Below are 23,713 nucleotides of genomic sequence, written 5' to 3' on the forward strand. Positions count from 1 at the left end.
CACCACTAAACTAGAAAGTAAGATGTCGGGATAAGTCTATGAACGCTACTACAGTCGCTTTACCTTCAATCGTCAAACTAAAAATTGATTTGAGCGATGAACAATTTTTCCAAATGTGTCAGAAAAACCGCGATTATCGATTTGAACGTACAGCGTCAGGAGAAATATTAATTATGCCACCTACAGGTAGTGATACTGGCAGACGTAATGTTAAAATTACCACTCAATTGGATATTTGGAATTCTGAGAGTAATTTAGGCGAAGTTTTTGACTCTTCAACAGGTTTCACCCTACCCAATGGTGCAGAACGTTCTCCCGATGCTTCCTGGGTGAAAATTGAGCGGTGGAATGCTTTAACCCCACAACAACAAGAAAAATTTGCCCCGATTTGTCCTGATTTTGTAGTTGAGTTACGTTCTCCTAGTGATTCTCTAAAAGATTTGCAGGAGAAAATGCAAGAGTATATCGAAAATGGCGCTCAATTAGGCTGGTTAATCGACCGAAAAAATAAGCGAGTAGAAATTTATTGTCCAGGTAAAGATGTAGAAATATTAAACAATCCTACTAGTTTATCAGGGGAAAATGTCCTGCCTGAATTTATGTTGAATTTACAAGATATTATGTAGCTTTATTGATTAAGATACACATGGCGCATTTCAAAGCGACTCTGTTCCCAAAGTGGTTGCAAAGCTTGTTGAGCAGCATTTAACTGAGCTTGAGAAAAACTAATTTTTCCATTTTCTATTATCCAGATAAAAGTCCGAGTTATTAAATCTGCGTTGAAACTCTTTTCATATTTACTATTATTTATTCTTGCTACTTGTTCATCTAAGCAATTGATAGCATATTTAAAATTCCAGTGTGTAGAATTACTAGGGATTTCTTCTTGTGTATTCTTCCATTTAATCCTCAGCAAATTTCTCATAATATAGTCTATGCCTGTTATGGCAGAATCAGTATTCCGGATCAAATCTGTAAATGCTTGATAATAAGATTGCAATAGTGAAGCAGCAATATTTTCCTTATATATATGTAACCAAGACTGGATATCACGAAGATAAGGTAATAAATCCCTAATATGATTTATTTCTTTTATTTGCAGGCGTTCGCCTTTATAATTTATGATTTCAGCTAGTAATTCAGCTTCAGATAATTGAAACTTGTCTAAATAATAATTAATAACTTTAGGAATATATTTATCCAATAACCAATGCTTAGTATATCTAGCTGTCCAGGTTCCCCGTAGACCGATGTCTTGTTGCCAAGAAGTGACTTTCCCTCTTTCAATAGATTGCAAATAAACATCATTTATTTTATATATGATATTTATTTTATAATTAGGTAATAATGATAAATCACTATCAACTCTGGGCAAGATAAATGCATGATCACGAATTCCTCGACTCACTCGAATTGAGATATCTTCATTATGAAATAAATGCCATTCTGACTTGCCCTTACTATAATCAAATTCATCAGCAAATTGCTGCATTAACTTCCACAGTTTTTGTCCTACAGAAAACAATATAAAACCTCGAACATTTGCAACATCTATAAATTCAAAATCCCAGGTTTGTAGAGAATTTTCAAATTCAATTATTGATTTTCTGTATTCTTGACAAACTCCATCAACACACAAACACAAATCTAATGTTTCTAATTTCGATAAAACAACTGTTGTTTTGCCTAAATTTACTTCAAAATTATTTTGATCTAGCTGTTTCAAAAACCGACGACAACCCCAATCTGGTTGAGTGTTTATTCCAGTCATTAATTGACCCAAAATATCTTGATGGTTTAAGCTTATTTTCAGACCTCTTAAAATGATGTTGCTGAAGTCTATTTCACAATTACCTTCTGCAAAAGCTTGGGGTAAATTACAGGCGATCGCTACTTTTGGTTGCACAACAACCAAGCGGTTACCTTCTCGCTTAGTTAAAGGCTCAAAATTACATGTTTCTAAAATATCCTGTAAATCTGGGTGACGCCTTATAATCTTTTCTATTAAATTATATTTAGTATTTATCCAAATATTACTCATTTTATAAATTGTCTAATTTACTCTGGAGTTGACATGAAATAATCTACCTGGGTCTACAAATTTGTTACACCTTATTTTATTCGTATAATTAGCAATTTATCAAGCAATTTTAGATTAGATAGTGATTTTGAATACTTTACTAATAATTATCGATTTAATCTTTATTAGGTTGCGTGTGCAAATCTGATTCATTATATCTGTAAGTTTTCTGGAGAAGTTACCGAAGATAAATAGGGTAGCACAGTTATCTGTGCTAACTACAGTAGTTTATTCTACAAATTGCTATGGTGTACTACATTTATTCCAACAAAAAACCCTACTGTTAATTAACAGTAGGGCAAGTTACTTAATTGTGTCGTTTTCTCAAGCTTGCTAATTCAGTAGAGATTTAAATTTTTAAAATTTTTAGATTTGATAGACAATATAATTTATCCCTTATATTTTCAAGTGACTAGCTTCTGTTTGGTTTTTTGGCTATATAGAGAGCTACACAATTAAAATGCAGGATTCCGGATTATGGCAGGAATATATTAAAAGTACCTTTCCATCAGACATTGCCTTGCTACTGTTCTGAATGTGGAAATAGCTAGATGTGTATTTCACCAAGGACTTTTGGCGCATGAACTCGCAAACTCATCTGCTGATGACGCACAGTTAACCAAGGTTTACCTAAACCTATTCCAGAAAAAGGACTTTCAGTAGGGATTTCTAACTGAGAACCAATCAAACCCAACAAAGACTTAAAATCAGCGGAGAATATCAGCAAATCATTACCCTTGGCGCTGAAAGTAGATGCGCCTAATTGTATAGGCCATGCCCAGCTTTGTCGATTATGGTTAATACTACACAGGTTCTGGTTTCCCTGATGCACAGTGGCACGTTCTCCTTGGAGAGTAAACTCAGCTAGTTCCTTCGGTAGTCCCCAAATTTCTCGACCACCAGCCACAGAATCAGGATTATCTACATAAATGTGCGAAATCCAAGCGCCGATTTTCTTTTGGTAATGAACCAAAGCCGGGGCAATAATTAACTCATTGTACTCCAATACCGAGCCTGAACCGTAATTAGATAAATACACACTACCAAGGGTTTTACCAGGCCATACAGAAATAATTCCTAACTCTGAGGGAATTAAAGGGCGCACTTGGTCAATACTCACCAAATGCAGAGTTTGAATAGCGTAGCCTTGAAGTGTCCAAGGTGCTTGAGGATAAGGCATAGTAGTAATTCGTAATTCGTAATTCATAATTCGTAATTAATACAACATTCAAAAAAGCTTGATATAGGGGCTTTTCATAACTTCACCTTGTTCTACAAAGAATACTTCCTTTCCCAATTTAGTATAAGAAGCTTAGGAGTAGAGACGCGATTAATCGCGTCTGTTAAAAATAAAGTTTAAAATTTCCAGTTAAGAATTAGTAATATTATTTCTAACTCTCAACTCCTAACTTCTAACTCCTAACTTATTAAAAAAAATCCCACCCAAGGAAAAGCTTGGATGGGCAATGTGAGGTGGAACAAAATAATCTTCCCGAAATCAATAGAAGAACTATTTGGTTTCTGTAAAATCAGCGTCAATTACATCATCACCGCTACCTGCGGAGGAGGAACTGCCATCTTGAGGTTCAGCACCAGGTGCAGCACCGCCACCAGCTTGTTGATAGATGTTGCTACCAACGGCGAATAGCGCTTGTTGCAATTCTGGGGTCAGCTTCTTGATTTGCTCATCGTCATCTTTAGCGATCGCTTCCCGCAGTTCTTTCACCAAACCTTCGACTTTGGTTTTGTCAGCAGCGGGAACTTTATCGCCCAATTCTTGTAGCTGCTTCTCGGCTTGGTATGCTAAAGAGTCGGCTTGGTTCTTGCGTTCAATCTTCTCACGCCGTTCTTTGTCAGATGAGGCGTTTTGTTCAGCTTCTCTTACCATCCGGTCAACGTCATTTTTATCCAGTGTGGAAGCACCAGTGATGCTGATGGACTGTTCTTTACCAGTGCCTTTGTCCTTGGCGGTGACGTTGAGGATACCGTTAGCGTCGATGTCGAACACGACTTCAATTTGGGGGACGCCGCGTGGTGCAGGAGGAATTCCATCGAGGCGGAAGGTTCCCAAACTCTTGTTGTCGTTAGAAAATTCCCGTTCGCCTTGGAGGACGTGAATTTCTACGTTGGTTTGACCATCCACAGCGGTGGAGAACACTTCAGATTTCTTGGTGGGAATTGTGGTGTTGCGGGGGATAATTTTGGTCATCACGCCGCCCAATGTTTCAACACCCAAAGAAAGCGGTGATACATCTAACAATAAGATGCCAGTAACTTCATTATTCAACACACCTGCTTGAATGGCTGCACCAATTGCTACAACTTCATCGGGGTTAACGCTTTGGTTGGGGTCTCTACCCAATACCTGCTTGACAATCTGTTGTACTGCGGGAATGCGGGTGGAACCACCAACTAACACCACTTCATCAATATCGCTTTTGCTTAACTTGGCATCCCGGAGAGCGTTTTCCACAGGGATACGGCAACGGTCGATTAAGTCAGAGCAAAGTTCTTCAAATTTAGCGCGAGTCAGGGTTGTATCCAGGTGCTTAGGCCCGTCCTGAGTAGCGGTGATAAATGGTAAGTTGATTTCTGCTTGGGTGACGCTAGAAAGTTCAATTTTCGCTTTTTCTGCGGCTTCAGTCAAACGTTGTAAAGCTTGTTTATCTTTGCGTAGATCGATGCCTTCGTCTTTCTTGAACTTTTCAGCTAAGAAGTCAACTATTTTTTTATCAAAGTCGTCACCGCCAAGGTGGGTATCACCAGATGTGGCTAATACTTCAAAAACTCCATCGCCTACTTCCAGCACGGATACGTCGAAGGTACCACCACCAAGGTCAAATACCAGAATTGTTTCGTTGCTCTTTTTATCAAACCCGTATGCTAGAGAAGCGGCTGTGGGTTCGTTGATAATCCGCAGAACTTCAATACCTGCAATCTTACCAGCGTCTTTTGTCGCTTGCCGTTGGGAGTCATTGAAGTATGCCGGGACTGTGATTACTGCTTGGGTTACAGTTTCACCCAGGTATTTGCTAGCGTCTTCAACCAGTTTGCGGAGAACTTGTGCAGAAATTTCTTCAGGGGCAAATTGCTTACCAGCGCCTGGAGAGTCTAGCTTGACATTGCCGCCGCTACCGAGGACTTTGTAAGAAACTTCAGTGGTTTCCTTGGTAACTTCATCAAAGCGGCGTCCGATAAAGCGCTTGACAGAGTAAAACGTATTTTCGGGGTTCATCACCGCTTGGCGCTTAGCGATTTGACCGACCAAGCGATCGCCATTTTTGGCAAATGCAACTACTGATGGTGTTGTCCGAAAACCTTCTGCATTAGCAATAACTGTGGGTTTACCACCTTCCATCACTGCCACGCAGGAGTTCGTTGTACCTAAGTCAATTCCAACTACTTTTGCCATTTTAGGTGCTGGCTCCGTATAACTACAAATGAATGAATGAGAATATAAAGGACTAAATTTTGAACCAACAGGGTCAATAAATCAGCCAGTTCAGCATTTATACCTTAGTTTGGCTTTCTCTGGGGTTAAAACTCCAGACTATGCTGATATATATATTGAGAGCTACAGTGGTAGCCAGTCCATGAAGGGTGGTTTCCCGAACCTTGCTTGGGACGGTTAAACTAACTCAATAGTTTTTCTAAGTTGATTCATGGATTGATTTGCTTTCACTTTGTCTAATGTATGAGAATTAATACTTTCAGTAATTAGGGTGAACCGTAACGTCTGAGTGGTGTTTGCCGTCTTTAGAGGTAACAAATTACAGATGTCCTTGGAGATTGGGCATAGGGCATGGGGCACTTGTACTGAGCGGAGCCGAAGTATGGGGCATGGGGCATTGGTTATTAATTCTTATTCCTCACTCCCTCATCTCCCCATCTCCCCATCTCCCTCATCCCCCTCATCCCCACTCACCCAAGCCCAGAAAAAAGAGTTTCCCAGTCAATCACAGGGGGTCTTTGTCCCTTATTGACTATTTCAAAAATTTTCCTGGAAGTACTTGGGTAAGAAAGACATTCTACACAAGCGTTGGCTACATCAATCCGGCTGGCATCACCTGAAAGTGTATCCCCTGTGCCAAGTACCACACCGTATTTCCCTCCTGTTTTTGCCTTCAGGAGGGTGTTGAGGTCGTATGAAGTGTAAGGCCCGTCAATGAGTCGTCCTGGGCGGATAATAGTGTAGGGTAATCCTGAATTGGCGATCGCCTCCTCGCCCTTCTGTTTGGCATCCAAGACGCCGAATGCATTGAGAACGCTAAAAGGAAACTGATCTTTACGCCCAATTCCGCAGGAGGAGACGAAAACGAATCGCTGCAAATTCCGAGGGGCTGCTGCTACAAGGTTACTGACTCCTTCGGCATCGATTTTTGCTGGACTATTCTTTGCTTTTGCTTGACTAGATTCGGGGTTGAGAAAAGTTAAACCCCATTCAATTAAGTTCGGGGATTGCTCAAATTCCCATCTGGCAGAGGGAAAGGCTGTGGTTCCGGTGCAACATATAATGTGGCTGACATTTGATGTTGCGGCTGGGAGTGTAGCTGGCTGGCGGGTATCACCAACGACAATTTCCACTTGCTGATTAAACATTTGTTCAGCTTTTGCGGCATTGCGTGTCAGAACACGAACCCTAAAGCCCTTTTCCAGCAGCTTGCCTACCACTAGTTGCCCTACTCCGCCAGTAGCACCAGCAACTAGCACCAAATCCTCAACTGAGGCTTCCAGAGAAGTCATAAAGTTTTCTTGAGATAGTTTATTGCTAATCTAACGTCAGTTCGATGGGTCATATCAAGTATGCCTAATTAGTCGAATCAAAAGACCTCTCCCTGGTTTGACACAGCAACGATAGAAGCGGAGGTAGACCTTCCGAACGTTACAAACACGTAGAACAGCTAGTAGCACACATAAAACAGTGTCTTAGTCCAATACCTAATAGCTTTATTGAGAGTGGGGTTTAGATGGAACCAACAACAGAACAGTTGAGAGCGTTTTACAGTAGATGTGTGAGAGCAAGTAATATGTTTCAGCCTATTAACGTGGTGCGACTGGACGAAAGAACAAAGCGCATATACGTTTTAATTGGGGACACAATACAAATAGAGATATATCCTAATGGTGAGGTGACATTTCCATGACTAAACCTAATTATCAAGCCATGTCAGATGATGAATTAAGAGATTGGGTCAGATATCACCCACAGGACACCGAGGCATTTCATATTTTAATGGACAGGTTAGACCAGCGACCAAAAGTAATCACTCGCACCGATGAGGAATTTGAAACCGAGTTACAACGGCGTATTAGCCAAGCTAGTTGAAGTGAATTAAAATTAGCGAAAAACCACCAACTTTTACACTGGTGGTTCTTTGTTTCAAACTGTTTTTTTTAAAATATCCCCGTAGCGGAAATTCCACCCAAATTGTTCGGTTCTACGACTGTCACCTGTACACAAATGGCTATAACCTCTTAGGTAGTAGATACGTAGTGGCGTGGCAAGGCTAAAATGTTGCAATAAATTTTATTGTAGTGTGGGCTTCTAGCCCGCACCGGACGGGCGAGACGCCTATCCCACAAGAGTCAAGCGAATGCACTACTTTAGTCTTGACACGCCACTACAAATACTTAATGTTGTTCAACAATAAAACCGGATTCCTATATGATTCTAATGCTTTGCAAATAGCACCATTTTTTGATATCGGTAACCACAGGTAATTTCCCGTTTGGGGTCAGGATTGCTTTGGCAACCCAGTTGAGATTAAAGTCTGCGTTTAGATTACGGTATCCCTCTACCATTCACATCTGTTAGAGGGAATACCCTGCAAAATAAAGGTCTTACCTTTTGCCTGAGATATCAAACGTTTTGGTTTTAAGGCTTCCAAAAATTAGGCATTTTCCATATAAAATTATATTGCTCACTTAGGCTAGTAGAAGGTGGTAATGGTGCTGCTTGAGTAGGCGATGACCCTATAGCAACCTCGTTATAATTGCCTTTATACCATCTTCTATATACTAATAGCCAACCGTTATTAGTTTTTTTCCATACGTCTTCGTATGGTATCTGGCGGTGTATACGTTTATTACCAATGATGGAATCAGCGTATTGTAAACCTATTATTCCGGCACTATTTCCATCAACACTAACACGAATCACTTCTTCACGGAGTTGATAGTAACTAGCTTGCTGAAAACTTCGTTGTATACCTTGGATATCTTCTATTAAATTAATAGTCGTTCCATCTGGTTGAGTGGCTTGAAAATTATCTGAGCAGTAAGCGTAACATTGTTGGATATTCCTGGCGTTGCAGCCCTCGATCATTGAGTGTATCCTCTGGATAATCTGTTGTCTATCCGATTGTGTGTTGGCTTTTACTATGCCAGCATTAACAAATATCCATGCTGTTAATAAAGTTGTTAGTGCAAGATTACTTTTTTTCATGATGTCAATCCACTAATAATTGCTTTATCAGGCAGATTAGTTCATGGAATGAATTTTAATAAATAAAGTAAGATAAAACTTGTAGAGTAAATTAATTTTTACTTTTTTTAATTTCTTTCAAAAAAGTAAATAATATTTTTTTGTATTTAAAAATATATAAATCTCAGAAATCTGTCGAAGCCGCAAACTGGCAAAAAAGGTGTCCAACAATCTGAAGATGGGGAGCTTCGTTTTTAAGAAATGAAATTGCTTGTTTCTCGTCTTAGTTAAAAATTAAGCGATGTCTACGACGGGCTGTGACGCTCGTTCGCCTTTGGCGTCTCCCTTTGGAGAAGACTTGCTAATGCTTCGCTATCGGTGACGCAATAACCGCTACAATCGTCTTGACTCCGAGGTTAGGGGCTGAAGAATTATGTCCAATGCCCGATAGCGATCGCTCTCAAAGCGGAAATTCCACCCAAATTGTTCGGTTCTACCACTGTCACCTGTACACAAATGGCTATAACCTCTTAGGTAGTAGTGAGGTGTCTACCCTAGACGCTGTTAGTCGCTCTTGAATTAAGGGGTGAAAAGTTGTGTACCAATGGATATTGCCAAGTCTATGCGAAATCTTGGCACAAAATCAATCAAGTGTAGCTGAATCTTCACCAGCTAAAGCAGAGCGGCAGTGGCGTGTCAGCCTTGCAGCAACAGAACACTTACTATTAAATACTTTAGCAACTGTTTCAGGTGACACGACCCAAGGATTAGTTTTAGCTGCACCAGCACCTTTATTTAGTCACCCAAAACTGACTCAAAGCTTACAGACAGTAACTTTTACAGGAAAACCATTTAATCCCTTGGCGTTGATGCCATTTCAGATGCCAGATGCGATCGCACCTGAAGATTATGAAGTCGCTCCCCATGAATCGGTACTTCCTTTACTACCCGCCGATCCGCTGGGCGCAGAACAGTTTTGTTTAGTTTTTACAGATAAATTTACATTAGTACTAGTTTTAGCTACACACAATAACGGTAAAAAAACCTTTTCATTTTCTTTTGAACCAGAAGTAGTGCAGCAAGCTTGGCGATCGCTAGGAGCGCGGGTAATGCTGACTAATCGAGAATTTTTCAGCCAACTGGATGAATTAGTACAACAGTATTCTCCAGTAGAACCAGATTACCGCATGGTGGTTCAGTTTAGCCAGCTGTTACTTCAGGAATTAACAGAAACAGAAGAAACTAGGGACTCTTTACTAGGGACTGGGAATAAGGAAGACAAAGAAAATAACCCATGCCCCATGCCCAATCCCGATGTCGAATTACTCCAGGCCTTTGCGCACGAAGTTCGTACACCTTTGACAACTATTCGCACCATGACGCGCCTATTGTTGAAGCGGCGGGACTTAGCCCCCAGTGTCATCAATCGCTTAGAAATTATCGATCGCGAGTGCAGTGAGCAAATTGACCGCATGGAGTTACTGTTTAAAGCAGCAGAATTGGAAACTTCTGCCCCAGTAAAATCCTCAAAAACTCAACTCACGCCGATGTCTTTAGATCAAGTGTTGCAACAAAGTATTCCCCGTTGGGAACAAGCAGCACAGCGGCGTAACTTAACTTTAAATGTTGTTTTACCCCAACAACTGCCAACTGTGGTCAGTAATCCCAGTATGCTGGATCGGGTACTCACCGGTTTGATCGAGAATTTTACTCGCAGTTTACCCCCTGGTAGCCACATTCAAGTACAAGTTATTCCGGCTGGAGATCAACTGAAGTTACAATTATCGCCACAATTCTTGTGCAAAGATACAAATAAATTTGCTACACCAGCAACGCCGCCAATTCGCAAAGCCCTTGGTCAACTGCTGATGTTCCAACCGGAAACAGGTACTATTAGTTTGAATATGGCTGCAACCAAGCATTTGTTTCAGGCGATCGGTGGCAAACTGATTGTTCGTCAGCGTCCACACTATGGGGAAGTATTGACGATTTTCCTCCCCTTAGAAGTTAGCAGCAATCAGCAAAAATTAGGCATTAAAAGTTAGGAGCAAAGGCACAGAGAATCAGCCTTTGGTGAAATAATTTTGGATTTTAGATTTTAGATTTTGGATTAACAAAAGACGTTCATATTACAAGTTGCTATCTTTAGATATGAGGTTGCCCAGTTGTTCTCTTCACTAACTTGCCATTTCTAAAAATCGATGCCAAAAATGTATATAAATTCTGCTTCAGAGTCAACTATACATTTTTGCGAAAATCAAAAGGAAAATTATGGCAATTTTTGAAGTGATTGAACGAGAAAGTTTACGTTTAGTCAAGGTAACTTTGCAAAACGAAACAGTACGGACTGAATCTGGTGCTATGTACTATATACGTGGCAACATTCAAATGGAATCTAAAGCACCTTCAGCAGGTGGGTTTTTAAAACAATTTAGCTTTTGTCTTGCACTAATTAATCTCTTGTTCAATTGCTCCTAATGCTTTTAGTGTAGCTTTCTGAGCATTTGTTATCCCGCTAGCTCCAGTAATATTCATTCCCTCATAAGGCGCACCAGCCTTGAGAGTGTTCAAACACTTGCCTGTATGGACATCCCAAAGCTTAATCGTTTCATCATTAGAACCACTAGCAAGGATTTGTCCATCTGGACTCCATGCCACTGACCAAATTGAATTGCTGTGACCTTGTAAGATATACAGGCAATGGCCTGTGCTTGCATCCCACAATCTCACCGTTTCATCGGTACTACCAGTAGCCAGAGTTAGCCCATCTGGACTCCATGCCACTGAACATACCCAATTGCTATGTCCCTTTAAGATATTAAGGCATTGACCAGTGCGGGTATCCCATAGCCTTACTGTTTGGTCTACACTACTACTAGCAAGTGTTTGTCCATCTGGATTCCATGCAACTGAATATATCCAATTGGTATGTCCCTTTAAGATATTAAGGCATTGACCAGTGCGGGTATCCCATAGCCCCACCATGTGGTCACTAGCACCAGTGGCAAGAGTTAGCCCATCTAGACTCCATGTCACTGATAGTAACAAATCTACATGTGAACCTAAGATTTTGAGGTATTGATCAGTACGAATGTCCCATAGTCTTACCATGTGGTCACCACTACTAGCAAGCGTCTGTCCATCTGGACTCCATGAAACTGACAGTACCCAATTGCTATACCCTTCTGAGGTTTTGAGGCACTGACCAGTGCAAATATCCCATAGTTTTACCATGTGGTCGCCACCGGTGGCGAGAGTTAGCCCATCAGGACTCCATGCGATTCCCCAGATTTGACTCGTATAATCTTGGAAAGTACTAAAGCATTGGGTAGTGCGAGTATTCCATAACCTTATCTTTTGGTCAATACCACCACTGGCAAGGGTTTCTCCATCTGGACTCCATGCCACTGCCCAGATTTGACTTGTATGCCCCTTTAAGGTAATTAGGCATTGACTCGCATTAGCATCCCATATTCTTACCGTTTGGTCAACACTACCACTGGCAAGGGTTTGTCCATCCGAACTCCATGATACTGACCAGATTCCACTTGTATGCCCCTGTAAGGTCTTAAGACATTCACCAGTGCTGCTGTTCCATAGCTTTACTGTTTGGTCAATACTACCACTGGCAAGGGTTTGTCCATCCGGATTCCATGCTACTGACCAGATTCCACTTGTATGCCCCTGTAAGGTCTTAAGACATTCACCAGTGCTGCTGTTCCATAGCTTTACTGTTTGGTCAACACTACCACTGGCAAGGGTTTGTCCATCCGGATTCCATGCTACTGACCTGATTGTACTCGTATGCCCCTGTAAGGTCTTAAGACATTCACCAGTGCTGCTGTTCCATAGCTTTACTGTTTGGTCAATACTACCACTGGCAAGGGTTTGTCCATCCGGACTCCATGCGACGGAATATACCCAATTGGTATGTCCTTCTAAAATATTAAGACATTGACCAGTACGGGTGTTCCATAGTCTTACTGTTTCGTCACTACTGCCACTGGCAAGGGTTTGTCCATCGGAACTCCATGCCACTGACCAGATTGCACTTGTATGACCCTGTAAGGTCTTAAGACATTCACCAGTGCGTGTCTCCCACAGCTTTACTGTTTCGTCAAAGCTAGCACTGGCATAATTTAGACCATCTGGACTCCATGCAATTGATAATATCCAACTTGTGTGTTCCTGAGAGGTTAATAGTGGTTGACCATTCGCTACTTGCCAAACATAAATTTTGTTACTAGTATCGCCTGTTGCTAATAGTTTTCCATCTGGACTAAAGGCAAGGGACATGATTCCACACAGAGCTTGAGTAAAAGCAGACTTGGTTAAGTCAGAATAAGCAAAGTTAACTTGACGTAAATACATCTTCTGAAGATGAGCGTGCCAAATCTTCAGGTAAGAAAAATCATATCCTGTTAAATCAATTTGCAGATGATGACAAAGGTTAATCAGATTTCCTCCGCCATACCCAAACAGATTGTTCTCACCTCGCAATTGTTCAAGAATGCTTTGAATTTGCTGTTTTACTGCCGATTTTGAAACAGCATGACGGTGAATTTGTTGAGCTATTGGCTCTAAAATCAATCGGCGTTGCGTCTCAGTAACATAATCTTTGACTGTAGTTTTAAGTAAGGCATAACTCTGAAATAAAACATAAGATTCTGTTTTTGTGCCTTGTTCTGTTGCTATCTCCGAGCTAACCTGCTCAATGAAACGTTCAGTCACATACTCCATCACCACAGGCTGCTGAGTGTAACGACTGCCTTGCTGTTCAATTAGAGAACGCCAACTCAACGACTCTAATGCTTCTATTAAGTTGGCTTTGGCAACCGCAGGCACAATGTCTTCATATAACTCGCCAATGCTTGTCCATTCCCGGTTGATTCCCAACCAGTACATGATACTTTTCTCTAAAGCCGACAGCCGTTGAAATTGTTGGTCTAATAAACGACGAATGCCGTTGAAAACTGCTGTATCTTCGTCTAAAAATTTGCTTATCTTGCCATCAAATAAGTCTTCAATTGAGGTAGCAACTATCTTTAATGCTAGGGCATGTCATCAATTAGATAAACTGGAATCAGAACTGCTGGAAAAGAATAAACACTATTGAAACCGATGACGCGCCGATACGCACTACGAGATGATCAGTGGGAGAGAATCAAAGACCTGCTACCTGGGCGAGAGGGCTATGTGGGAGCCACAGCTAAAGATAATCGATTGTTTGTTGAAGCAGTATTATATCGTTATCGAGCAGGCATTCCCTGGCGTGACTTGCCATCGAGATTCGGGGATTTTCGGGTGATTCACACCCGCTTCAGTCGATGGTCAAAAACAGGCGTGTGGGAGCTGGTGTTTCAGCACTTGGCCGATGATGCCGATAACGAATATGCCATGATTGACTCGACAATTGTCCGCGCCCACCAGCATAGTGCGGGTGCAAAGGGGGGGATGCGTCCACAGAAGCCATTGGTCGCAGCAAAGGGGGATTGAGTACTAAGATTCATGCTGTGGTAGATGCTTTGGGCAACCCACTGAGCTTTCACCTGACACCCGGACAAGCTTGTGATCTTGATGGCTCTGACCAACTGCTACCCAATATTGTGGCGGACACAGTACTGGCAGATAAAGGCTATGATGCCGATGAGCGAGTAATTGAGCGACTTCAGGCACAGGGCAAAACCGCAGTGATTCCTCCTAAACGCAACCGTACCAGACCTCGTGACTACGACCGAGATTTATACAAAGCCCGTCATCTCATTGAAAACTTTTTTGCCAAACTCAAGCAGTACCGAGCGATCGCAACGCGCTACGACAAACGCGCTGCCAACTTTCTGGGTGCAATTTATTTGGCTGCTTCTGTCATTTGGCTCAATTGATGACACGCCCTAAGGGTGTATTGCTGTAGCGATCGCATAATTGTTGTTTTTCTTCGTCTGTTCCCAATAGTCCCCTGGACTTGACTAAAGCTTGTGCCACCTCTGATGATCCTTTAAGTGCCAAAGAATGCACTGCTTGGTCTACTCCTGCCATTGCTGCAATTTCAGCTGGTTTTTCTCGACTAGTCAGCAGCAGACAACTTTGATGTGCAACTTCACCAATTACCTTGAGTAGCTCACCATAACTTTCATAACCAGGGCGATATTGTCCTACGTGGTCGCCTGCAAGTAATATTGTTTCCCAGTTGTCCAAAATCACTAAGCAACGTGAACCGCGTAGATAATGGATGAGAAGACTAATTTCAGCTTTAGTTTCTTGCTGGTTAGAAACAAAAGGTACTAGTTCTGCTAAAAGGGTTTCTAGCGGTGGGGCGTTTCGCAAACTTCGCCAAATTACATATTCAAATTCTGCTTGAACTTGTTGTGCTAATTTGGCTGCTAGTGCTGTTTTGCCTATACCTCCTATGCCTAAAATTGCCACAATGCGGCTGCGAGTGCCTAAAATCCATTGTTGTAGATGATTCAGTTCTGTTGTGCATCCGTAGAATACGGAGACATCAATTGCTTCTCCCCAATCTGAGCGTTTGTTAACAAAATTAATTGCGGATTTTATTGAGATTGAGCTTGCCGCTTCTGCGTTGCCTAAGTCGGCAATCGCTTGCCAATCTAAACCTAGCTTTAAACATATTTCCCGAAAAATTTGATAATCTACGGGTTTGCCAGTTAAAAATTTACTGACTGTGGCTAAAGCTAGCCCTAGTTCTTGTGCCAGACTCGTTTGGTTGGGATAACTGTTGCGCTTGAGAGCTAGTCTCACCTTTTCTAAAATTTCGGGCTTAACCTTGATCGAGCGTGGCATAAATCATAGGCGGTAAGTTAGTAGAATTACTGCTTTTTTCATCATCTTACTTAAAAGTCAGTAAAAAGTCAGTAATTTCTCAGTCTTGAACTTAGTTATCAGCCTGTTTTTATAAGGTTATGCAGTTGATGTTGAGTCGAGATGTTAATGACTTGCTGCAAAATTGTTCAAAACGTTATCTGATAAGGTTTTGAACAATTGATGATAGGAAAAAACATCACCTTTGCATAAAGCAGAGCAGACTTACCTAATAAATAGTAAACGATAACAACAAAGAGGTTTTCTTATGAAGACACATGTAAAGATTGCGCTTGTTTTTGCCACAATTACTGTAGGCACATTTTTCCATATTGCACAAGTCAGAGCGGGTATTGTTCAAGGAAGTGGCAATAGGCTTTTATGTCGAGGAGAAACATCCTGCACAGCGCTAAAACAAGTTTGTAATGATGTAGGTGGTAGGTACGTAGAAGGAAATGGCGGAACCGGCCAGTGTACTTTACCACCAGCACCATGAGAAAATTCCGCATCTCGGCTGTGCGAGTCGTTTTAAGGGGAATACATAACTTTGGGTGAACATCCGGTGGTCACACATCCAAAATGTTTATAACCTTGATTCCGCACCCAGAACTTTCACACACCGAGAAGAGGGGTATTTTTAGTACAAATAAACTATTACTTGTCAGATCTACGCCAAAACGAAATCATAAGGGTTTCAGTCCTGTCATTGGGATACTACTAACCTCAGTTTTAGGTAAATTTGTACTATCTTGCCCCTGGTGTCAGTTTGGCTATATCTACGCCTAATTGAACGCCAAGATTCACCATCAACATTAGTAAAAACACGGAGGAAAACTATGAAGCCAATATTGCGAACCTTAGCAACTTTTGTTGTGGCCGTCACTATCTTTTTGAGCGCAGAGTTAGTAGTTATTAATTTGTACGTTCCAACTGCACTGGCGCAGAATGTTATCGAGGGTGTTCCTGAAACACAAGATTCGACTGCTGATTCTCTGCGTAAATCTGCTGCATTAGGTACTATTGCCAGTGATGCAGTAGAAATAAAAACAGAAATTACCAAACCCATTGGTGAGCCGACGACTCAGGAACGAAGCAAGAATTTGGCGTGTAATAATAATAACTTTTCATCTTCAGTTATTGGTGGATTTTTGTCCAACGATCCATTTCTGAGGACAGACAAAACACCCAGTAACTATGTTGCTTTCAAACCAGACTGTCTAAATCCTGCTGCTAACGGAGAGTGTTGGGATCAGCCTCGCTATAGGTACTACGCCACATTTAATAATATCAAAGAATGGCGGGGGAAAATTTGCGCCAAGTCAGTAGAAAGTGCCAACCACACTCATGTTATTAACTATAAAACTACGTCCAGTCAAACTTGCCCAATAGGAGGACAAAAATATTGTCAAATATATGAAGGTCCAAGAGTAGGTTTCCAAGTTAGAGGGCGTAATCAACCCGAAAAAGAATGGACATGGCTGAAAAAGGATGAAGAGTTAGCTTTGTACGAGATTCCTGCAAGCGAAACAAAAGTTTATAATTGGGCATGGAAGACTTCTCAACCCAGTGACTTTCGCTTGGTAGTTTGGTATGCCAAGCCGTTAGATGAATTCGATTTCATGATGGATAAGTAAGCTCTACTCTAAAGACATATGGCAGTTCGCGCTGGCGTATTTACAAATTCCGAATTGAATATCCTTTTGGATAGCTGTTCCCAGGTTCGATCTGTAACTATACCAGCGCGAAGCACTATACTTAAAGTGAAGCAGAATCGGTCAGATTCGTTGCTGTTTAATGATTCGCTGGTAAGAAAACGCCCTTAGCGTATCGAAGGATAAAATTACAGCAATTTGCAGTTGAATAGACCACAGTAGGGGCGCACAGCTGTGCGCCCCTACAAGAATCTGAATTCTGAATTCTGAATTCTGAATTCTGCTCCATCACTCATTTTCCGTAGCCGTGCCTGGACTATCACCAACACTGGCTAATTGCACTGTAAATGTGGAACCCTCATTTAATTTACTTTTCACAGAAATAGAACCACCACAGCGTAGTAGCAATTGCTGTACAATTGTTAATCCCAATCCAGCACCGCCATGATCTTCAGCTGCTGTTGTCCGCACACGATAAAAGCGGTCAAATATTTTGGGAATTTCAGTTTCAGCAATACCGATACCTGTGTCACGGAATTCTAATTGCACATGAGCGCCTTGAACACGGGCACGCACCCATACTTGACCACCATTGGGGGTAAACTTAATACTATTGTGCAGCAGATTAATTACAATTTGCCTCAGCCCACCACTGACGCACCAAACAGATGGAAGTTCGGTAGGTACGGTGTAAGCTAGCATAATTCCTTTTTCTTGGGCTACAGGTTGGTAGGTACTAACAACTCCAGGGACAATCTCTGAGAGACGCACTGACTCTAAATTCGTCCCCTCTAAATCACGTTCGAGTTGCACCAGATCTAACAAACCAGTAATTAAAGAATTTTGCTGATCGCACTGGGTATTTAACATCTGTAAATAACGTTGTCGTTGCGGTGGTTTGAGATTAGGAGAATTCAATAATGAGAGTGCTGTCTTCATATGTGTCAAGGGTATACGCAATTCCTGACAGACATTTTTCAGGTATTCATCTTTTAGTTGTTCTTTGTTGTGTAGTTCTTGATTTTGGCGCTGCAATTTGGTAGTGCGTACTGTAACTATTTGACGATTAATTTCATCTTGGCGCAGCAGTTGTTTTGCCAACAATTGATTCATCAATGCAGGTTCAGGCACAGTTGGACAAATAAAATCAGCAGGTATGATTGGAGATGATTCTGGCGTAACTGTTTGTTGAATACCATTTAATACTTGCTGAATTATTCTCCCCTCAACGGTGGTGATAATCAACAAGGGCTGATTTTTATTAGTACTTGCTTTCCCAGATGTTTGATTTTTACGTTTTTTCAGTGGTCGATGAGCCAAAATTAAACTACAAAACTGGGGAGACAATACCATCAGAAAATTTTCCCGTCGCAGTTGGCTATGGGGTGGTAGGTAAACGGGGATGTGATGGGGGGATGAGGAGGATGAGGAGGATGAGGGAGATGAGGGGGTATTTTGTTCCCCTACTCCCCCTGCTCCCTCATCTCCCCCTGCTCCTTCACTCCCAGTCTCCTGGATTTGGCAAGTATAGATGAGACTAGATGCACCCACTGAGGATTGATAACGGGCTAGTTCTAATTGCCAAATTTTTTCTGGTGGTAGCTTCACCCATAAAGTGGCTGCAATTTGTTGCTCAATGAGTAAGTCAATTTGCGCTCTCACCAGTGATAGCAGAGTAGCAGGACTGAGGGACAATGGTTTAGGAGGCGCTTGCACTCCCATAACCAGTTGATAAACAGACAGATCCTTAGCCAAAGAAACATTCATGAGTCAAGCACAATAAGGATGAAGCAAAGAAATAATTCTGTTTTCGATTTTCACCTTTATGTGTGCATTTTTTACAAAATTCCCACGGAAAGAAACATGAACTATGATATTGTCTAAGTAAGGTAGCACATATGTGCTACCTTACTTAGAATTAATGTTGTATGTTCAGTCTTGTTTGTAAAGCTTCGCGTGCGTGTTCTCGGTCATCAAAATGGATTTTTTCGGTACCGAGAATTTGGTAGTCTTCGTGACCTTTACCAGCAAGCAGTACCCCATCACCGGGTTGTGCTTGTAAAATAGCGGTACGAATTGCGATCGCTCGATCGCAAATTACTGTTGGCTGCACGGTTTCGGGAATTCCCGCCAAAATGTCCTCTAAAATCCGTTCTGCGTTTTCGGTACGGGGATTATCCGATGTCACCACCGCCCAATCAGCTAATTCAGCCGCTATTTTACCCATTTTTGGGCGCTTGGTGCGATCGCGATCGCCGCCACAACCAAACACACAAATCATCTTACCAGGTATAAACGGACGTGCCGCTTTCAGCAAATTTTCTAAGCTGTCTGGAGTATGAGCATAATCTACAATCACGCTAATATCTTGCTCAGAAAGAATTTGTACTCGTTCCATCCGTCCGGGAACTCCAGGAAATTCAGGTATCACAGATGCCACTAATTGCAAATCTAAACCTAAGTGTAAAACTGCTCCTACCGCTGCTAAAAGATTTTCTAAATTATATTGACCGACTAAAGGCGATCGAAAAGCCACATCACCCTTTGGTGTATGCAAAGTCCCACTGACACCATTCGGCTCATAACTTAAGTCACTCATCCATAAATCAGTGCTGTTGTCGTTAACACTGTAACTCCAAACTTTTTCTGGATTCAACGAGGCAATTAACCGCTGGCCGTAGGAATCATCAGCGTTAATTATCGCCCGTCCCTTGAGATATTCAGGACTAAACAACAACGCTTTGGCAGCAAAATAATCTTCCATATCGCTGTGGTAGTCGAGATGGTCTTGAGTAAGATTACTGAATACCCCTACCTCAAATTTACAGCCCAACACTCGACCTTGCGCCAAAGCGTGAGAACTGACTTCCATTACCCCAAACTCATTACCAGCATTTACAGCCTCAGCTAGCTGCTGTTGCAGTTCCACGGCAAACGGTGTCGTGTGGACAGCAGTTTGCTCAAAACCAGGCCAACGAGTGTAGAGAGTCCCCATCAAAGCCGTAGCTAGATTAGCTTTGGCAAGGAGAAATTCAATTAAGTGGGTGGTTGTAGTTTTGCCATTCGTCCCAGTTACACCCACTAACTTGAGTTTTTGCCCTGGATAACCGTAAAAAGCACTAGCTATCTGGGCACAAGCTTGAGTGATGTTACTGGCGCTAATCACCACAGCCTCATCTGTGGGAGGATGTTTTTGTGCTGCTTGGGGAGAGATAATTGCTGCCACAGCACCAGATGCGATCGCACTAGGCCAAAATTCTCCACCATCGACCCGCGTTCCTGGCATTCCAATAAACAAATCTCCCACACCGCAAGCATGGGAATTCGTCTTCAAACCCCTAACTTCCGCATCTTCCAAAGCCGGATGCTTAGGTAATTGCTCAACACTATCTACCGCCGTTAGTAATTCCCGCAATTTCATCTTCTGCACCTCATCACATACTTTTCTTGCGCTTATTCTGCATTATTTTTTTCTAATTGGCGAAATACTTACGCAACATTTGCTCCAACTGCTGCACACTAGCACGAGGAGAAGGACGCGGCAAAAGTTCCTCCGCGCCCTCCGCGCCTCTGTGGTTCGCTAAAAAAAGTACAGGCACCTCATACTGATACGCACCGAACCAATCTTCACGAGTCGTAATATCCCGAATTTCCAATTCAAAACTGAGATTTTGGATTTGTTCGAGCTTTTCCTGCAAACCCTCACATAAATGACATCCAGGTTTACTGTATAAAATCAATCGCATTTGCTTCTACTAAATTTGCCTATGTAAAATAGACGCGATATATCTCGTCTTTAAAAGTCATAATATGCATATTAGTTATAAAATTGCTAATTTTAAATTTGAGAGAAGTCAAAAGCTTCTAGTTTACTGAAACTCAGAACAAGGCGTGATTTTGCACAAGGAGATAGCGACCATGACTCAAGTCAAATCTCAAATCACACTAGAAGAATTCCTTGCACTCCCTGAAGGGGAAGGGGATATCACCTACGAATTAGTTGATGGAGAACTAAAACCCAAAATGTTACCAAAAAGATATCATTCTAGGTTAACAGGCACAATCTACACAATCCTAAAATTGTGTGTGCAAAATCGCGGTGAGGTTGGTATCGAGTGGGCGATTACCTTAAAACGTCGGGGTCGAGATTGGGCGCCAGTACCAGACTTACTTTATGTTTCCTACTCTCGGCTTAACACTGATTTAATTGAGGATGAAGCCTGTCCCATACCTCCAGATTTAGCTATTGAAATTATCTCTCCCGACCAAACTTTTGGAGAAACGAGTGCAAAAGCCACAGATTATCTCAATGCAGGCGTTCTGAGAGTTTGGGTTCTGGATGCAAAAGCGAAAACAGTCACTATTTTTTATCCGGATGCCCGTCCGGAAACAAAAAGTGGTACAGATATTTTAGAAGATTCTCTGCTTGAAGGACTGGGAATTACAGTCGAACAAATATTTCAACAAGCAGGAATTCCGTAAAGAGAGAATTCAGAATTCAGAATTCAGAATTCTGAATCAATTAGTGAGGGACTTAAACCCACATATTCATCCGCCATTAGTACAGAATTCAGAATCAATTATAGCGGTTTACAATTGCATGGAGTACAGACAATTCGTAGGGGCGCACAGCTGTGCGCCCCTACCGTGTGCCTCATTCAAATGAAAATCGCTATAATGAGGGAATTAAACCCATATATTTATCCGCCATTAGTACAGAATTCACACTGAATTCTGACTCCTAAATTCTGAATTCTTCTTCATAAATTATTTAACACTTAAAATCCTATGGTTACACTTCAACTCAAACAAATTCGAGTTCCGCCAGGGGAAAGAATAATCCTGGAAGATGTGAGTTGGGAATTATTTGAAGCAATTGTTGATGAGTTAGGAGAACATCGTGGAAGTCGAGTCGCATACAGCCAAGGAACCCTAGAAATTATGGCTCCATTACCAGAACATGAGCGAGCTAAAGTCATTATCGGAAACCTAGTCATAATCTTGCTAGATGAACTCGATTTGAATTGGGAATGTCTAGGTTCAACCACTTTTAAAAGAAAAGATTTAAGTGCATGTCTTGAACCTGATGATTGTTTTTATATTCAAAACTATCAGCTAATGATTGGCAAAGACCGAATTGACCTAACTATTGATCCTCCTCCTGATTTGGCAATTGAAATTGATGTCACTTCTCGAACCAAAATTAGTGCATATCAGGCTTTGAAAGTACCTGAAAGATGGCGATATGAAAACAGAAACCTAGAAATTAACTTGTTGCAAGGTGAACAATATGTGAAGTCCCAAACAAGCCCTACATTTCCTGATTTTCCTATTACTGAAATTATTCCCAGATTTGTGGAAATGGCACGAACTACAGGAACAAGTTCAGCAATCAGAAACTTTCGACAATGGGTAAGAGAACAGATACAAGATAGAGAAACTTAAAAAGTCAACATATTTTGGATTTTAAATTTTGGATTTTGGATTTATCCTACCCATAAACGGATGAAACTCGAAGATTGAGGATTTGAATCGAAAAGCGAAAATTGGCACAGTTAAAAGTTAAAATTAAAAAAGATTATGGAATTCAATATTTATTTTGCCTTAATCCGCACTTGAGTTAAAAAATTAGGAATTAATTTAAAGCAATTGTGACCGAATTTAATTTACAAATCCAAGAAAATAGTGATGGTTCGGGCGATCGCCTTGACCGCTACCTTTCCCAAGAATTACCAGATTTATCCCGTTCCCGCATCCAACAGTTAATCGAAGAAGGTAATGTCCAACTTAACGGCAAAGTTTGCACATCTAAAAAGATTAATGTCAAGGTGGGCGATCGCATTACTCTAGAAATACCACAAGCCCAACCTTTACAACTCCAAGCAGAAGATATTCCCCTCGATATCCTCTACGAAGATGACCAGTTACTCATTCTCAACAAACCCGCCGGTTTAGTTGTCCATCCCGCACCCGGTCATCCAGATGGCACCTTGGTAAATGCCCTGTTGGCACACTGTCCCAATTTACCAGGAATTGGGGGAGTCCAGCGTCCGGGAATTGTTCATCGCTTGGATAAGGATACAACGGGAGCGATCGCGATCGCCAAAACAGAAGTTGCCCATCATCACCTCCAAGCACAACTCAAAGCCAAAACAGCACGGCGAGAATACTTGGGTGTAGTCTACGGTGCGCCTAAAACTGACAGTGGCACAATTGATATGCCTATTGGTCGCCATCCCCAAGACCGCAAGAAAATGGCTATTATGCCTGTTGAACAAGGCGGACGAGTCGCCGTCACTCATTGGCAAATACTAGAACGCCTCGGTAACTATACATTAATTCACTTCCAACTAGAAACCGGACGTACCCATCAAATTCGCGTCCACAGCGCCAAAATCGGTCATCCTATTGTCGGCGACCCTGTTTATAGTTCTGGTCATTCAGTAGGGGTAAATTTGCCTGGTCAAGCACTGCACGCTTGGCGACTAAAATTACAGCATCCTATATCTGGTGAGATGATTGAGGTGAAAGCAACTCCTCCTAGCCACTTTACAAAACTTTTGGAGATGCTAAAAAGACGAATTGCGTCTTAACCTTTTTTTAGTCAAAGGCGATCGCACTTTTGTCGGGATTTTCAACAAATAAATTATCCCAAATTATTTGTACATTTGTAGGGGCGCACAGCTGTGCGCCCCTACGATGGGATGTTTTTTTCATTGGAAGTCCCTAATCACTGAT

The 23,713-nt window shown here is 41.7% G+C and carries 22 protein-coding genes; 12 read left to right on the forward strand and 10 right to left on the reverse strand.

The genetic code is table 11. The annotated features are described in order from the left end of the window. Positions 1–38 precede the first annotated feature (38 nt). Positions 39–626, forward strand: coding sequence for a Uma2 family endonuclease (locus tag IQ276_RS31010; protein ID WP_193916492.1), 588 nt, complete (start codon positions 39–41; stop codon positions 624–626). A gap of 2 nt (positions 627–628) precedes the next feature. Here the strand turns inward: IQ276_RS31010 and IQ276_RS31015 are convergent, their stop codons facing one another. From IQ276_RS31015 to IQ276_RS31030, 4 genes are all read right to left on the reverse strand, one after another. Then, the gene (locus IQ276_RS31015) at positions 629–2,041 is read right to left on the reverse strand and encodes a hypothetical protein (protein ID WP_193916490.1); all 1,413 of its coding nucleotides are present in this window, start codon (positions 2,039–2,041) and stop codon (positions 629–631) included. A 586-nt stretch (positions 2,042–2,627) separates the two neighbouring features. Then, positions 2,628–3,260 carry an acetoacetate decarboxylase family protein gene (locus IQ276_RS31020; protein WP_193916506.1) on the reverse strand — a complete coding sequence of 211 codons (633 nt, stop codon included), beginning with the start codon at positions 3,258–3,260 and terminating at the stop codon, positions 2,628–2,630. A gap of 330 nt (positions 3,261–3,590) precedes the next feature. After that, positions 3,591–5,492, reverse strand: coding sequence for a molecular chaperone DnaK (gene dnaK / locus IQ276_RS31025; RefSeq protein WP_193916488.1), 1,902 nt, complete (start codon positions 5,490–5,492; stop codon positions 3,591–3,593). A gap of 509 nt (positions 5,493–6,001) precedes the next feature. After that, positions 6,002–6,823, reverse strand: coding sequence for an SDR family oxidoreductase (locus IQ276_RS31030; protein WP_193920398.1), 822 nt, complete (start codon positions 6,821–6,823; stop codon positions 6,002–6,004). 224 nt (positions 6,824–7,047) lie between these two features. On the opposite strand from IQ276_RS31030, the gene IQ276_RS41095 reads away from it, so the two are divergent. Both IQ276_RS41095 and IQ276_RS31035 read left to right on the forward strand, forming a co-directional pair. Next, positions 7,048–7,224, forward strand: coding sequence for a DUF6888 family protein (locus tag IQ276_RS41095; RefSeq protein WP_373690607.1), 177 nt, complete (start codon positions 7,048–7,050; stop codon positions 7,222–7,224). Continuing rightward, the gene (locus IQ276_RS31035) at positions 7,221–7,406 is read left to right on the forward strand and encodes a DUF6887 family protein (RefSeq protein ID WP_193920400.1); all 186 of its coding nucleotides are present in this window, start codon (positions 7,221–7,223) and stop codon (positions 7,404–7,406) included. The genes IQ276_RS41095 and IQ276_RS31035 overlap by 4 nt, the downstream gene beginning before the upstream one ends. 549 nt (positions 7,407–7,955) lie before the next feature. On the opposite strand, the gene IQ276_RS31040 is transcribed toward IQ276_RS31035, so the two are convergent. Then, positions 7,956–8,405, reverse strand: coding sequence for a nuclear transport factor 2 family protein (locus IQ276_RS31040; RefSeq protein ID WP_193920402.1), 450 nt, complete (start codon positions 8,403–8,405; stop codon positions 7,956–7,958). Between the two features lie 503 nt (positions 8,406–8,908). On the opposite strand from IQ276_RS31040, the gene IQ276_RS31045 reads away from it, so the two are divergent. From IQ276_RS31045 to IQ276_RS31055, 3 genes are all read left to right on the forward strand, one after another. Then, positions 8,909–9,082 carry a hypothetical protein gene (locus IQ276_RS31045; RefSeq protein ID WP_193920404.1) on the forward strand — a complete coding sequence of 58 codons (174 nt, stop codon included), beginning with the start codon at positions 8,909–8,911 and terminating at the stop codon, positions 9,080–9,082. 18 nt (positions 9,083–9,100) lie between these two features. After that, positions 9,101–10,549 (forward strand): sensor histidine kinase, encoded by a 1,449-nt coding sequence (locus tag IQ276_RS31050; protein WP_193920406.1) that lies wholly within the window; start codon positions 9,101–9,103, stop codon positions 10,547–10,549. A gap of 226 nt (positions 10,550–10,775) precedes the next feature. Then, on the forward strand, positions 10,776–10,982 hold the full coding sequence (locus tag IQ276_RS31055; protein ID WP_228043315.1) for an AIM24 family protein: 207 nt from the start codon (positions 10,776–10,778) through the stop codon (positions 10,980–10,982). On the opposite strand, the gene IQ276_RS31060 is transcribed toward IQ276_RS31055, so the two are convergent. Next, on the reverse strand, positions 10,953–13,409 hold the full coding sequence (locus IQ276_RS31060; protein ID WP_235116126.1) for a WD40 repeat domain-containing protein: 2,457 nt from the start codon (positions 13,407–13,409) through the stop codon (positions 10,953–10,955). The two genes, IQ276_RS31055 and IQ276_RS31060, sit on opposite strands and share 30 nt — an antisense overlap. A gap of 216 nt (positions 13,410–13,625) precedes the next feature. Here IQ276_RS31060 and IQ276_RS31065 point away from each other — a divergent pair. Continuing rightward, a protein-coding gene (locus tag IQ276_RS31065) for an IS5 family transposase (protein WP_373690472.1) occupies positions 13,626–14,386 on the forward strand; the annotation gives its coding sequence in 2 pieces (ribosomal slippage) (positions 13,626–13,958 and positions 13,961–14,386; 759 coding nt in all). On the opposite strand, the gene IQ276_RS31070 is transcribed toward IQ276_RS31065, so the two are convergent. Further along, entirely contained in the window at positions 14,379–15,305 is a 927-nt protein-coding gene (locus tag IQ276_RS31070) for an NB-ARC domain-containing protein (protein WP_193918548.1), read from the reverse strand. The two genes, IQ276_RS31065 and IQ276_RS31070, sit on opposite strands and share 8 nt — an antisense overlap. A gap of 286 nt (positions 15,306–15,591) precedes the next feature. Between IQ276_RS31070 and IQ276_RS31075 the strand changes: the two genes are divergently transcribed. Continuing rightward, positions 15,592–15,819: a hypothetical protein gene (locus tag IQ276_RS31075; protein WP_193918550.1), complete on the forward strand. Its 228-nt coding sequence runs from the start codon at positions 15,592–15,594 to the stop codon at positions 15,817–15,819. A 340-nt stretch (positions 15,820–16,159) separates the two neighbouring features. Next, positions 16,160–16,957, forward strand: coding sequence for a hypothetical protein (locus tag IQ276_RS31080; RefSeq protein WP_193918552.1), 798 nt, complete (start codon positions 16,160–16,162; stop codon positions 16,955–16,957). A gap of 306 nt (positions 16,958–17,263) precedes the next feature. Here IQ276_RS31080 and IQ276_RS31085 read toward each other — a convergent pair whose 3' ends face one another. The 3 genes from IQ276_RS31085 to IQ276_RS31095 all read right to left on the reverse strand — a co-directional run bounded on the left by IQ276_RS31085 (position 17,264) and on the right by IQ276_RS31095 (position 20,721). Then, the gene (locus tag IQ276_RS31085) at positions 17,264–18,742 is read right to left on the reverse strand and encodes a DICT sensory domain-containing protein (RefSeq protein WP_193918554.1); all 1,479 of its coding nucleotides are present in this window, start codon (positions 18,740–18,742) and stop codon (positions 17,264–17,266) included. Positions 18,743–18,893: 151 nt separating this feature from the next. After that, the gene (locus IQ276_RS31090; protein ID WP_193918556.1) at positions 18,894–20,396 is read right to left on the reverse strand and encodes a UDP-N-acetylmuramoyl-L-alanyl-D-glutamate--2,6-diaminopimelate ligase; all 1,503 of its coding nucleotides are present in this window, start codon (positions 20,394–20,396) and stop codon (positions 18,894–18,896) included. A gap of 52 nt (positions 20,397–20,448) precedes the next feature. Beyond that, positions 20,449–20,721 carry a glutaredoxin family protein gene (locus tag IQ276_RS31095; RefSeq protein WP_190880481.1) on the reverse strand — a complete coding sequence of 91 codons (273 nt, stop codon included), beginning with the start codon at positions 20,719–20,721 and terminating at the stop codon, positions 20,449–20,451. A gap of 172 nt (positions 20,722–20,893) precedes the next feature. Here IQ276_RS31095 and IQ276_RS31100 point away from each other — a divergent pair, with 172 nt between their 5' ends. The 3 genes from IQ276_RS31100 to IQ276_RS31110 all read left to right on the forward strand — a co-directional run bounded on the left by IQ276_RS31100 (position 20,894) and on the right by IQ276_RS31110 (position 23,568). Then, positions 20,894–21,457: a Uma2 family endonuclease gene (locus IQ276_RS31100; RefSeq protein WP_193918558.1), complete on the forward strand. Its 564-nt coding sequence runs from the start codon at positions 20,894–20,896 to the stop codon at positions 21,455–21,457. Positions 21,458–21,763: 306 nt separating this feature from the next. Further along, on the forward strand, positions 21,764–22,420 hold the full coding sequence (locus IQ276_RS31105) for a Uma2 family endonuclease (protein WP_193918560.1): 657 nt from the start codon (positions 21,764–21,766) through the stop codon (positions 22,418–22,420). Between the two features lie 206 nt (positions 22,421–22,626). Then, positions 22,627–23,568 (forward strand): RluA family pseudouridine synthase, encoded by a 942-nt coding sequence (locus IQ276_RS31110; RefSeq protein WP_193918562.1) that lies wholly within the window; start codon positions 22,627–22,629, stop codon positions 23,566–23,568. The last annotated feature ends 145 nt before the right edge of the window (positions 23,569–23,713 follow it).

This window comes from Desmonostoc muscorum LEGE 12446 (assembly GCF_015207005.2).
In the GTDB taxonomy this organism is placed as follows: Bacteria; Cyanobacteriota; Cyanobacteriia; order Cyanobacteriales; family Nostocaceae; genus Nostoc; species Nostoc muscorum.

What these genes read in the sequence shown, in the direction of transcription:
- IQ276_RS31015 (WP_193916490.1), bottom strand. Translation starts at nt 2,041, where the DNA reads ATGAGTAATATTTGGATAAATACTAAATATAATTTAATAGAAAAGATT.
- IQ276_RS31095 (WP_190880481.1), bottom strand. Translation starts at nt 20,721, where the DNA reads ATGCGATTGATTTTATACAGTAAACCTGGATGTCATTTATGTGAGGGT.
- IQ276_RS31105 (WP_193918560.1), top strand. Translation starts at nt 21,764, where the DNA reads ATGGTTACACTTCAACTCAAACAAATTCGAGTTCCGCCAGGGGAAAGA.
- IQ276_RS31070 (WP_193918548.1), bottom strand. Translation starts at nt 15,305, where the DNA reads ATGCCACGCTCGATCAAGGTTAAGCCCGAAATTTTAGAAAAGGTGAGA.
- IQ276_RS31035 (WP_193920400.1), top strand. Translation starts at nt 7,221, where the DNA reads ATGACTAAACCTAATTATCAAGCCATGTCAGATGATGAATTAAGAGAT.
- IQ276_RS31010 (WP_193916492.1), top strand. Translation starts at nt 39, where the DNA reads ATGAACGCTACTACAGTCGCTTTACCTTCAATCGTCAAACTAAAAATT.
- IQ276_RS31030 (WP_193920398.1), bottom strand. Translation starts at nt 6,823, where the DNA reads ATGACTTCTCTGGAAGCCTCAGTTGAGGATTTGGTGCTAGTTGCTGGT.
- IQ276_RS31080 (WP_193918552.1), top strand. Translation starts at nt 16,160, where the DNA reads ATGAAGCCAATATTGCGAACCTTAGCAACTTTTGTTGTGGCCGTCACT.
- IQ276_RS41095 (WP_373690607.1), top strand. Translation starts at nt 7,048, where the DNA reads ATGGAACCAACAACAGAACAGTTGAGAGCGTTTTACAGTAGATGTGTG.
- IQ276_RS31100 (WP_193918558.1), top strand. Translation starts at nt 20,894, where the DNA reads ATGACTCAAGTCAAATCTCAAATCACACTAGAAGAATTCCTTGCACTC.
- IQ276_RS31075 (WP_193918550.1), top strand. Translation starts at nt 15,592, where the DNA reads ATGAAGACACATGTAAAGATTGCGCTTGTTTTTGCCACAATTACTGTA.
- IQ276_RS31040 (WP_193920402.1), bottom strand. Translation starts at nt 8,405, where the DNA reads ATGATCGAGGGCTGCAACGCCAGGAATATCCAACAATGTTACGCTTAC.
- IQ276_RS31060 (WP_235116126.1), bottom strand. Translation starts at nt 13,409, where the DNA reads ATGTACTGGTTGGGAATCAACCGGGAATGGACAAGCATTGGCGAGTTA.
- IQ276_RS31085 (WP_193918554.1), bottom strand. Translation starts at nt 18,742, where the DNA reads ATGAATGTTTCTTTGGCTAAGGATCTGTCTGTTTATCAACTGGTTATG.
- IQ276_RS31020 (WP_193916506.1), bottom strand. Translation starts at nt 3,260, where the DNA reads ATGCCTTATCCTCAAGCACCTTGGACACTTCAAGGCTACGCTATTCAA.
- IQ276_RS31090 (WP_193918556.1), bottom strand. Translation starts at nt 20,396, where the DNA reads ATGAAATTGCGGGAATTACTAACGGCGGTAGATAGTGTTGAGCAATTA.
- IQ276_RS31055 (WP_228043315.1), top strand. Translation starts at nt 10,776, where the DNA reads ATGGCAATTTTTGAAGTGATTGAACGAGAAAGTTTACGTTTAGTCAAG.
- dnaK (WP_193916488.1), bottom strand. Translation starts at nt 5,492, where the DNA reads ATGGCAAAAGTAGTTGGAATTGACTTAGGTACAACGAACTCCTGCGTG.